We start from the raw sequence: 9,918 nt of genomic DNA, 5'->3' as shown, positions 1-9,918 counted from the left end.
ACCCTCCTGTACCGCAGCCCAGCCCACGGACAACCCGAACCCGCTAAGGACCGCCCCATGCCGCACACACCCACCCCCGGCGACCGCAGGGACGGCGAGTTCGCCGACCTCTTCGCCCGGAAGACCCGCACCCCGCTCCGCGGCTTCCTGCCCGGCCGCCGGGTGTGGAACGCGGTCGGCGGGTCCGCCGCCGCGGTCCTGGTGATCGCCGGCTCCGCCACGGCGGTGGCCGCCATCGACTGGGACAGCGGCTCCGCCGGGAAGGTGACCACGGCCGCCGAGGAGCCCACCCGGCGGAACTCCTCCCCGGGCGACGCCGAGAAGGCGTCGGCCGCCCCGTCGCCGCGGGAGGGCACGAAGGACGAGGACGACCCCGACGTCGTCTACGTCCCCGTCTCGGGCGGCTCGGGCGCCGGCACGGCAGCGGGCGGCGCGGCCGACTCGGCGCCGGACGCCGAGACGAAGTCCGACACCGACGGCACCACGGGCGGCGGCTCCGGCTCGACGGGTTCGTCCGGCTCGACGGGCACCGAGGAGAAGTCGACCACGACCACCAAGAACACCGAGTCGCAGACGACGTCCGGTTACCTCTGGGCCGACGGCAGCGTGGAAACCGACTCCAACGACTTCTGGGACCAGAGCACCATCACCGTCAAGTCCACCAAGCCGCTGACCTCGCTCAAGGTCGTCGTCCGCGTCATCCAGACCGGCGGTGTGTCGAGCACCGGCGCCTGGACCTCCCTCGGTGACAAGGCGGCCGTGGGCCAGAACTCCACCGCCGACCAGATCGGTTACGTCATCACGCTGAAGTCGGGTGTCACGCTCGCCCCCGGCACCTATGTCTTCAAGGTCCAGTACAACCACGCCGAGGGCGGGCGGGACGCGGGGCGCGACCTCTACACCGTCACCGCCGTCGCCTCCGACTCGGACGACGAGTTCCTCTCCGGCCGCTTCTGAGCATCCCGGTCCGCCCCGCCGGGGCGCTCACCCGGACCAGCCCTGCTCGCGCAGCACTGCGGAGACATCGGGCGCCCGGTAGTGGTCCCCCTTGAGCACCTTGCCGTCGTCCCGGCGGGCCACCCGCCCGTCGGGGCCCAGCTTCGTCATGTTGGAGCGGTGGATCTCGGCGATCACCTCGTCGAGGTCGATGCCGTGCACGAGGGCGGTGCCGTACGCCACGTACACCACGTCGGCCAGTTCGTGGGCCAGCCGGTCGAGCGGGCCGTCGACCGCCACCTCGGCGACCTCGGCGGCCTCCTCGGCCAGCAGCTCACCCCGGTGGGCGGCCAGTGCGGGCGAGACCTCGGTGGGCGCGGTACGGGCGTCGAGGCCGAAGGCCCGATGGAACTCGCGGACCAGGCGAGCGGGAGAGGAACTCATCCGGCGACCCTATCGATCCCGTCGACCGGCCGGCCCCGCGCCGACAGCCCTGTCCGTCCCGTACGGTCATGACACACCAAGTCCCTTTGCGTCATGGATCTTTGACGTTGCGTCAGCACAGGGGGCAGGTGCCGGAACCGGTGACTCCACTCTGTACTCTCCGTTGTGTCTTCACGTACCACCTCGTACCACCCCGAGCGATTGAGGACCCATCGTGAGCGTTCCCCCCACCTCCCCCACCCACCGGGCGAGGTCCCGGGTGACCCGTCGTGCCGTGATCGGCGCCGCGGGCGCGGTCGCGGCCGGCGCCGTGATCACCCCGACCGTGATGGCCACGACCGGCGACTCCGGCACCGCGGACGCCGCGGACACCGGCACCGCGGCGGAGACCAAGGCCGGTACGACGACCGAGACCTTCCCGAAGACCCGCAGCGAGGCCGCCACCGGCGAGGCACCGGTCGAGGCGGCCTTCCCCATCGGCTATGTGGGCGTCCGCTGGGGCGGCACCGACGAGACCACCGGCGGCGGCATCCGGCTGACGGACGCCGACGGCGCCCAGGGCGCGTGGAAGTCCCTCGGCGACGGCGGCTGCTCGGTGGCCAACGGCGGCGGTGTCCTGCTCGCGACCGACCGGGCCGCCGGCTACGAGCTGAAGGCGCCCGACGGCGCGACCGGCCTGCGCTCGCTGGCGCTGGACACACGGCACGGCCCGGACCGCAAGGTGACCGTGCCCTCCGACCCCACCCGTGTCCGGGGTGTCGAGTTCCTCACCCGGGCCGCCTGGGGCGCCGACGAGTCGCTGCGGTTCAAGCCGGACGGCACGGAGAACTCGCCGACCGCGTTCTACCCGTTCCAGACGATCACCGTGCACCACACGGCCATGGCCAACGACGACCCGGACCCGGCCGCCACGGTCCGCGCGATCTACCAGCTGCACGCCGTCACCAACGACTGGGGCGACATCGGCTACCACTTCCTCATCGACGAGGCGGGCCGTATCTACGAGGGCCGCTACTCCGGTACCGACGGTCTGCCCGCGCACGACGCCGACGGCAAGCTGGTGACCGCCTTCCACGTCGGCGGCTTCAACTCCGGCAACCTCGGTATCGCCCTGCTCGGCACCTTCACCGAGCAGGGCCCGAAGGAGGCCGCCCGCGCCGCGCTGACCCGGCTGGTGAAGGTCCTGGTCCGCCAGCACGGCGTCGACCCGCAGGCCCGCGTCACCTACACCAACCCGGTCAACGGCACCCAGAAGGAGGTCGCCGAGATCAGCGGCCACCGCGACTGGCTGGCGACGGAGTGCCCCGGCGAGGTGATGTACGGAGAGCTGGAGCGCCTGCGCACGGCGGTGGCAACGGGCCGATGAAAGGACAGGGGCGCAGCCCCTGTCCTTTCAGGGGCGCGGGGCTGTATCCGATACGCGGCTCCGCCGCGTGGGCGCGAGAAGCCCCACGCACCCGCACCCGAAGAACAAGGTCGCGGCCCCCAGGTCACAGCCTCGCACCGGATGGGTCCGACCCTGGCCGCCCGTCCGGTGACCTGGCAGGATCTCGTCGCATGGTCCAGGTACTCCCCCGCATCGCCAAGCGGCACGCGCTGCTGGGCTCGGTGGCCGCGCTGGTGGTCCTCGGACTGCTCGCCTGGTGGCTGTGGCCGCGCGAGGAAGCGCCGACCGGGACGATCACGTTCATGACCGGAGCCCCCCGAGGCGTCTACCAGCAGTACGGCAACCAGCTGCGCACCGCGATCGTCGGGGACATGCCGGGCCTGCGGGTCGACCTGGAGGCCAGCGACGGCTCCCAGGACAACGTCCGCGCGGTGGCCACCGGGGAGGCCGACGTCGCCATCGCCGCGGCCGACGCCGTGCAGACGTACATCGAGGAGGGCCGTCCCGGCGCCGAGAAGCTGCGCGGCGTGGCGCGCCTGTACGACGACTACATGCAGTTGGTCGTGCCCGCCGACTCGACCATCCAGAACGTCTCCGAGCTGAAGGGCAAACGGGTCGCCGTCGGCCCCGAGGGCTCGGGCGTACGGCTGATCGCCGAACGCCTGCTGGCGGCGGACGGACTGGACATCGACAAGGACATAGACGCGCGGCCGGACACCATCGGAACGAGTCCCGAAGCGCTGCGCACCGGCAAGATCGACGCCTTCTTCTGGTCGGGCGGGCTCCCCACGAAGGGGCTGACCAACCTCGCGGATCAGCAGAAGTACAACTTCCGGCTCGTTCCGATCAGCAGTGACCTGGTGACGAAGCTGCACGACCAGGGCGGAGTCTTCAGTCACTACCGGACGTCCGTGGTGCCCACCGACGCCTACTCCGTCCTCTCCGGTTCCGTGCCCACCCTGACCGTGGCCAACCTGCTCATCACCCGCGAGGACATGGACCCCCGGCTCGTCGAGTGGCTGACCCGCGTCGTCCTGAAGAGCCGGGACAAGATCGGCGAGGACGTCCACGCCGCCCAGGTCGTGGACCTGCGCACCGCGATCTACACGGACCCACTGCCACTGCACGAGGGCGCCCGCGCGTACTACCTGTCGGTGAAGCCGTAGCACGACGCGCGACGCCTGACGTGACGGGCCCGCTCGGTATCAGACCGGCGGGCGCGACCGCGGCACCGTCACCGTCACCCGCAGCCCGTGCGGCTCGTGGTGGGCGTACCCGATGGAGCCGCCGCCCGCCACGATCAGCGCCCGGGAGATGGAGAGCCCGAGGCCGGAGCCCTTGATGTTCTGGTGCGCGGTACTGCGCCAGAAGCGGTCGCCGACGCGCTCCAGCTCCTCGTCGCTGAGACCGGGCCCGCCGTCCGTGACGACGACCGTGGAGGTCTCGCCGTTGGACGCGACCCGGACCTCGACACTCTCCCCGGCGGGCGTGAACTTCAGCGCGTTGTCGATCACCGCGTCCAGGGCGCTGGACAGGGCGATGGGGTCGGCCCAGGCGGTGGTGGCCGGGCAGTTGCCGGCCAGCGTCACGCCCTTGTCGGCGGCCAGCGGCGACCAGGACGCGACCCGCTCGGCGGTCAGCTCGCCCACGTCGATCAGCCGCAGATCGGACTCCGCGTGCTCGGCGAGCGCCAGATCGAGCAGGTCGTCGAGGACCGAGGCGAGCCGCTTGCCCTCGGTGCGGACGGAGGCGATCTCCTCGTTGGCCTCGGGCAGTTCGAGCGCGAGCAGATCGATGCGCAGCAGCAACGCGGCCAGCGGGTTGCGGAGTTGGTGGGAGGCGTCCGCGACGAAGGCGCGCTGCTGCTCCAGCACATCCTCGACGTTGTCGGCCATCTCGTTGAACGACCGTGCCAGGCGCCGGAGTTCGGGCGGCCCGCTGGCCACCGCGACCCGTGACTTGAGGCGTCCGGAGGCGATGGCGTGGGTGGTGACGTCGAGCACCCGGACGGGCTTGAGGACCCAGCCGGTGAGCCGCAGCGCGGCGCCGACGGCGAGGAGCATCGCGGCGATCTCACCGGCTCCGATGATCAGCCAGCCACGCAGGATCTTGGAGCGCATCTGATCGGTGGGCGAGTCCGTGACGACGGCGGCGACGACGTCACCGTCGTGGATGACGGGCGAGGCGACGACGAGCCGGCCCTCCTGCCACGGCCACACCTGCTTCGGATCGTGCGGGCGGCGCCCCAGCAGTGCTTCCTTGAGGGCGGCGAGTCCTTCGCCCTCCGTGGGCCGGCCCCAGTCGTGGGGGGCGTTGGCCATGGCCGACTGGCTCTTCTCCCGGTAGAAGACACCGACCTTGATGCCGTACACCTTCTCGTACTGCTCCAGCTCCCGCTGCAGGGTCTCGCCGCGGCCGTCCGTCGTCTCCACGCGGGAGCCGCTCGGACGCTCGGTGACGAACTGGGCGAGGGAGGCGAAGCGCGCCGTGTCGTCGATGCGGTCGACGACCACCTCCTGCTGCCGCGCCGCCGCGAGGCTCACCGCCAGCGGGATGCCGAGGGCCAGCAGCACGGCGGCCATCAGGACGATGAGCAGCGGAAGAAGACGAGTGCGCACGCGGGGCACGCTACGGCGTCGGGGCGACCAGCCGGTAGCCGACCCCGCGCACCGTCTCGATCAGGGCGGGCATCCGCAGCTTGGACCGCAGCGAGGCGACATGCACTTCCAGGGTGCGGCCGGTCCCTTCCCAACTGGTCCGCCACACCTCGCTGATGATCTGTTCCCGGCGGAAGACCACCCCGGGCCGCTGGGCCAGCAGCGCGAGCAGATCGAACTCCTTCCGCGTCAGCTGGACGACCGAGCCGTCCACACTGACCTGGCGGGTGGGCAGCTCGATCAGCACGGACCCGAGACGCAGCCCGCTGTCACCGGAGGCCGCCGCCTCGTCGGGCGCCCGGCGCCGGGCGACGGCATGGATACGGGCCAGCAGCTCACCGGTGTCGTACGGCTTGACCACGTAGTCGTCTGCGCCGAGGTTGAGGCCGTGGATCCGGGAGCGTACGTCGGAACGGGCCGTCACCATGATCACCGGGGTGCTGGTGCGCTTGCGGATCTTGCCGCAGACCTCGTATCCGTCCTGGTCGGGCAGGCCCAGGTCGAGCAGGACGACCCCGAAGCCGTTGCCCTCCGGGACGAGCGCCTGGAGCGCCTCCTCGCCGCTGCGGGCGTGGGTGACGTCGAAGCCGTGCCGGGCCAGGACCGCGGACAGGGCGGCGGCGACATGGTTGTCGTCCTCGACGAGGAGCAGCCTCATTCCGGCCCCTTCCGGTTCGTTGGAGAGCGTGTTTCGGTCATCTGTACGCCTCGGCTGGCACACATTACGCGGATTCGCATCCCGGGACGCGCGCGTCGGCCTCTTCGCAGTCACACTGATGAGTGAGGACGCCGTCAAGGCCGTACGAGTTCCCGGCGGGTTCCGTTACCCAGCCGAAACGCCCCGCCCAGGCCCGTCACGTGCAGTGTCCGTCCGGCTACCAGATCGTTATGCTCAATTCTCGCTCAGATGTAATGACGCTGGTCGTCGCAGGTCACTACTGTCCTCCGAAACCGAGGAGGACGGAGCCACAAAGCGATGACCGAAGTTTCGGTGGTCAAGGACGCGGTGCCCGCGGCCGACGACCTGGTCGTCCTGAAGAGCGTCAACAAGCACTTCGGCGCGTTGCACGTACTCCAGGACATCGATCTGACGATCACCAGGGGCGAGGTCGTCGTGGTGATCGGACCCTCAGGGTCCGGTAAGTCCACCCTGTGCCGCACCATCAACCGGCTGGAGTCGATCGACTCCGGCGACATCCGGATCGACGGCAAGCCGCTGCCCGCGGAGGGCAAGGCACTCGCACGACTGCGTGCGGACGTCGGCATGGTGTTCCAGTCTTTCAATCTCTTCGCGCACAAGACCGTGCTCGAGAACGTGATGCTGGGGCAGATCAAGGTCCGCAAGGCCGACAAGAACAAGGCCGAGGAGAAGGCGCGCGGTCTGCTCGACCGGGTCGGTGTCGGCACCCAGGCGGACAAGTACCCCGCGCAGCTCTCGGGCGGTCAGCAGCAGCGTGTCGCGATCGCGCGGGCGCTGGCCATGGACCCCAAGGTCATGCTCTTCGACGAGCCGACCTCGGCGCTCGACCCCGAGATGATCAACGAGGTGCTGGAGGTCATGCAGCAGCTCGCCCGGGACGGCATGACCATGGTCGTGGTCACGCACGAGATGGGCTTCGCCCGGTCGGCCGCCAATCGGGTGGTCTTCATGGCGGACGGCCGCATCGTCGAAGAGGCTGTGCCGGACCAGTTCTTCAGCAACCCCCGCAGCGACCGGGCCAAGGACTTCCTGTCGAAGATCCTGCACCACTGACGGCCCTGCCGAAGCCGTTCACGGCCCCCGGCACCCGCACCATGACGGTCCGCATCTCTTCACCACTCAAAGGATGTTCACCATGAAGCTTCGCAAGGCCTCCGCCGCAGCGGCCACCGCCCTCGTCCTCGCCCTCACCGCCACGGCCTGTGGTGGTGACGACAGCAGCGACAGCAGCTCGGGCTCCGGTTCCGGCTCCGGTGGCGGCGACAAGATCAAGATCGGTATCAAGTACGACCAGCCCGGTCTCGGCCTGAAGGAGCCCGACGGTTCCTTCGCCGGCTTCGACGTCGACGTGGCGACGTACGTGGCCAAGGAACTCGGCTACGAGCCCGACCAGATCGAGTTCGTCGAGACCAAGAGCGCCGACCGCGAGAACGCGCTGTCCCGCGGCGACGTCAAGTTCATCGCGGCCACCTACTCGATCAACGACGAGCGTCTGGACAAGGTCGACTTCGCCGGCCCCTACCTGCTGGCCCACCAGGACCTGCTGGTGAAGGCGGACTCGGACATCAGCAAGGCCACGGATCTCAACGGCAAGATCCTCTGCTCGGTGACCGGTTCCACCTCGGCGGAGAACGTCAAGAAGGACATCGCTCCGGACGCGCAGCTGAAGGAGTACGGCGGCTACTCGGAGTGCATCGCCGGTCTGCAGAGCGGTGCCGTGGACGCGGTCACCACCGACGACTCCATCCTCGCGGGCTTCGCCGCGCAGGAGAACTACAAGGGTCAGTTCAAGCTCGCGGGCCTGAAGCTCAGCAACGAGAACTACGGCATCGGTGTCAAGAAGGGCGACAAGGCGACCGTCGACAAGATCAACGCCGCCCTGGAGAAGATGGTCAGCGACGGCGCCTGGGAGACCGCGGTCAAGGAGAACTTCGGCCCGGCGAACTACAAGAACGAGCCCGCCCCGAAGATCGGCGACATCGTCAAGTAAGCGGGTACCCGCACCCAGCGCGGGTCTCGTAGTCGCGCCGCCGCCCGCCGCAGAGCGCGGTGAGGGCGGCGGCGCGGTGCGCCTGCCTCGTATGCCACACACCCGGAAGCGCGGGAGACAGTGTTCGACTTCCTTTCAAACTACAACGACCCAACCTTTCTGGGTGCGTTCTGGATGACGGTCAAGCTCACCGTCTTCTCAGCCATCGGCTCTCTGATCTGGGGAACCCTGCTGGCCGCCATGCGCGTCAGCCCCGTGCCCCTGATGCGCGGCTTCGGCGCCGTCTATGTGAACGTCGTGCGGAACATCCCGCTGACCGTCATCATCGTCTTCACCTCGCTCGGCCTCGCCGACATCTTCCGGGTGACGATGGGCGCCGGCGGCGACGTCAAGCTCCAGGCCTTCCGACTCGCCATTCTCGGTTTCGTGGCCTACACCGCCGCATTCGTCTGCGAGGCGCTGCGGTCCGGCATCAACACCGTCCCCGTCGGCCAGGCCGAGGCGGCCCGCGCCATCGGGCTGAGCTTCACCCAGGTTCTCGGCCTCATCGTGCTGCCGCAGGCGTTCCGCGCGGTCATCGGCCCGCTGGCCAACGTCCTGATCGCGCTCACGAAGAACACGACCGTGGCCGCCGCGATCGGTGTGGCTGAGGCTGCCTACCTGATGAAGGGCATGATCGAGAAGGAGGCGCAGACGCTGCTCATCGGCGCGATCTTCGCCTTCGGGTTCGTGGTACTGACTCTGCCCACCGGCCTGATCCTCGGCTGGCTGAGCAAGCGACTGGCGGTGAAGCGATGAGTTCCGTTCTCTACGACGCCCCCGGCCCCCGGGCCAAACGGCGCAACGTGATCCTCACGGTGGTCTTCGTCGCCCTGATGGCGCTCCTGGCGTGGTGGCTCTGGCGGGCGCTGGACAGCAAGAACCAGCTGGAGTGGAAGCTCTGGAAGCCGTTCTTCACCTCCGAGGCGTGGACCACGTATCTGCTGCCGGGCCTCGCCAACACGCTCAAGGCCATGGCGTTCTCGATCGTGATCGCGCTTCCCCTCGGTGCGCTCTTCGGCATCGCGCGCCTCTCCGACCACCGGTGGGTGCGGATCCCGGCCGGTGCGGTGGTCGAGTTCTTCCGGGCCATCCCCGTCCTGCTGCTGATGCTGTTCGCCAACGAGGTCTTCGCCCGCTCGACGGACGTCACCACCGAGGATCGGCAGCTCTACGCGGTCGTCACCGGCCTGGTGCTGTACAACGCCTCGGTCCTCGCCGAGGTCGTACGGGCCGGCATTCTCGCCCTCCCCAAGGGCCAGACGGAGGCCGCCCAGGCGATCGGTCTGCGCAAGGGCCAGACGATGTCCACCATCCTGCTGCCGCAGGCCGTCACCGTGATGCTGCCGGCCATCGTCAGCCAGCTCGTGGTCATCGTGAAGGACACCGCGCTCGGCGGCGTGATGATCGGCTTCACCGAACTGCTCAGCGGGCGCGCGACATTGGCCGCGGTCTACGCCAATGTCATCCAGAGCTTCGTCGTGGTGGCGATCATCTACATCGTCCTGAACTTCATCATCACGAGTTTCGCCAGCTGGCTGGAGCAGCGGCTGCGGCGGGGCAAGAAGTCGACGGGCGCCGTGCTCCCGGCAGCGGCGGTCGGCGGCACGACGGCCACCGGCGGGGAAGGCGGCGGCCTGCCCGGCCTCGGCACCTACGTCGACAAGCAGGACACCTGACGAACGATCAGGTGACATCCGCCCAGGATGTCCCCCGATTCGCTCCCCGGAGGGCAGTGGCATGATCGCCACTGCCCTCCGTCACT

Annotated in this window: 10 protein-coding genes; 7 read left to right on the top strand and 3 right to left on the bottom strand. The window is 69.5% G+C overall.

The window, feature by feature from the left end:
* The first annotated feature begins 57 nt into the window (after positions 1-57).
* On the top strand, positions 58-957 hold the full coding sequence (locus tag F9278_RS36495) for a hypothetical protein (protein WP_152172111.1): 900 nt from the start codon (positions 58-60) through the stop codon (positions 955-957).
* 27 nt (positions 958-984) lie between these two features.
* On the opposite strand, the gene F9278_RS36490 is transcribed toward F9278_RS36495, so the two are convergent.
* On the bottom strand, positions 985-1,380 hold the full coding sequence (locus tag F9278_RS36490) for a pyrophosphohydrolase domain-containing protein (protein WP_152172110.1): 396 nt from the start codon (positions 1,378-1,380) through the stop codon (positions 985-987).
* A 214-nt stretch (positions 1,381-1,594) separates the two neighbouring features.
* Between F9278_RS36490 and F9278_RS36485 the strand changes: the two genes are divergently transcribed.
* Both F9278_RS36485 and F9278_RS36480 read left to right on the top strand, forming a co-directional pair.
* On the top strand, positions 1,595-2,746 hold the full coding sequence (locus F9278_RS36485) for a peptidoglycan recognition protein family protein (RefSeq protein WP_152172109.1): 1,152 nt from the start codon (positions 1,595-1,597) through the stop codon (positions 2,744-2,746).
* 191 nt (positions 2,747-2,937) lie between these two features.
* Entirely contained in the window at positions 2,938-3,933 is a 996-nt protein-coding gene (locus F9278_RS36480) for a TAXI family TRAP transporter solute-binding subunit (protein WP_152172108.1), read from the top strand.
* Positions 3,934-3,972: 39 nt separating this feature from the next.
* On the opposite strand, the gene F9278_RS36475 is transcribed toward F9278_RS36480, so the two are convergent.
* Together F9278_RS36475 and F9278_RS36470 are read right to left on the bottom strand one after the other, a co-directional pair.
* Positions 3,973-5,385 carry a HAMP domain-containing sensor histidine kinase gene (locus tag F9278_RS36475; protein ID WP_152172107.1) on the bottom strand — a complete coding sequence of 471 codons (1,413 nt, stop codon included), beginning with the start codon at positions 5,383-5,385 and terminating at the stop codon, positions 3,973-3,975.
* A 10-nt stretch (positions 5,386-5,395) separates the two neighbouring features.
* Complete coding sequence (locus F9278_RS36470) at positions 5,396-6,082, bottom strand: response regulator transcription factor (RefSeq protein ID WP_152172106.1); 687 nt, start codon at positions 6,080-6,082, stop codon at positions 5,396-5,398.
* 318 nt (positions 6,083-6,400) lie between these two features.
* On the opposite strand from F9278_RS36470, the gene F9278_RS36465 reads away from it, so the two are divergent.
* The 4 genes from F9278_RS36465 to F9278_RS36450 all read left to right on the top strand — a co-directional run bounded on the left by F9278_RS36465 (position 6,401) and on the right by F9278_RS36450 (position 9,832).
* A complete protein-coding gene (locus tag F9278_RS36465) occupies positions 6,401-7,177 on the top strand; it encodes an amino acid ABC transporter ATP-binding protein (protein WP_152172105.1) in 777 nt (258 codons plus the stop codon).
* Positions 7,178-7,259: 82 nt separating this feature from the next.
* A complete protein-coding gene (locus F9278_RS36460) occupies positions 7,260-8,114 on the top strand; it encodes a glutamate ABC transporter substrate-binding protein (protein ID WP_193241790.1) in 855 nt (284 codons plus the stop codon).
* Between the two features lie 120 nt (positions 8,115-8,234).
* Positions 8,235-8,912 (top strand): amino acid ABC transporter permease, encoded by a 678-nt coding sequence (locus F9278_RS36455; protein ID WP_152172103.1) that lies wholly within the window; start codon positions 8,235-8,237, stop codon positions 8,910-8,912.
* Complete coding sequence (locus F9278_RS36450; RefSeq protein ID WP_152172102.1) at positions 8,909-9,832, top strand: amino acid ABC transporter permease; 924 nt, start codon at positions 8,909-8,911, stop codon at positions 9,830-9,832. The genes F9278_RS36455 and F9278_RS36450 overlap by 4 nt, the downstream gene beginning before the upstream one ends.
* Positions 9,833-9,918: the final 86 nt, after the last annotated feature.

It is taken from the genome of Streptomyces phaeolivaceus (genome assembly GCF_009184865.1).
GTDB lineage: Bacteria > Actinomycetota > Actinomycetes > Streptomycetales > Streptomycetaceae > Streptomyces > Streptomyces phaeolivaceus.
Note: the sequence above shows the minus strand (reverse complement) of the source record. Positions and strands in the feature narration are given on the sequence as shown.

Bases quoted from the DNA above. Each gene is read 5' to 3' on its own strand.
- F9278_RS36490 (WP_152172110.1), bottom strand. From the start codon at position 1,380: ATGAGTTCCTCTCCCGCTCGCCTGGTCCGCGAGTTCCATCGGGCCTTC.
- F9278_RS36460 (WP_193241790.1), top strand. From the start codon at position 7,260: ATGAAGCTTCGCAAGGCCTCCGCCGCAGCGGCCACCGCCCTCGTCCTC.
- F9278_RS36450 (WP_152172102.1), top strand. From the start codon at position 8,909: ATGAGTTCCGTTCTCTACGACGCCCCCGGCCCCCGGGCCAAACGGCGC.
- F9278_RS36465 (WP_152172105.1), top strand. From the start codon at position 6,401: ATGACCGAAGTTTCGGTGGTCAAGGACGCGGTGCCCGCGGCCGACGAC.
- F9278_RS36470 (WP_152172106.1), bottom strand. From the start codon at position 6,082: ATGAGGCTGCTCCTCGTCGAGGACGACAACCATGTCGCCGCCGCCCTG.
- F9278_RS36495 (WP_152172111.1), top strand. From the start codon at position 58: ATGCCGCACACACCCACCCCCGGCGACCGCAGGGACGGCGAGTTCGCC.
- F9278_RS36480 (WP_152172108.1), top strand. From the start codon at position 2,938: ATGGTCCAGGTACTCCCCCGCATCGCCAAGCGGCACGCGCTGCTGGGC.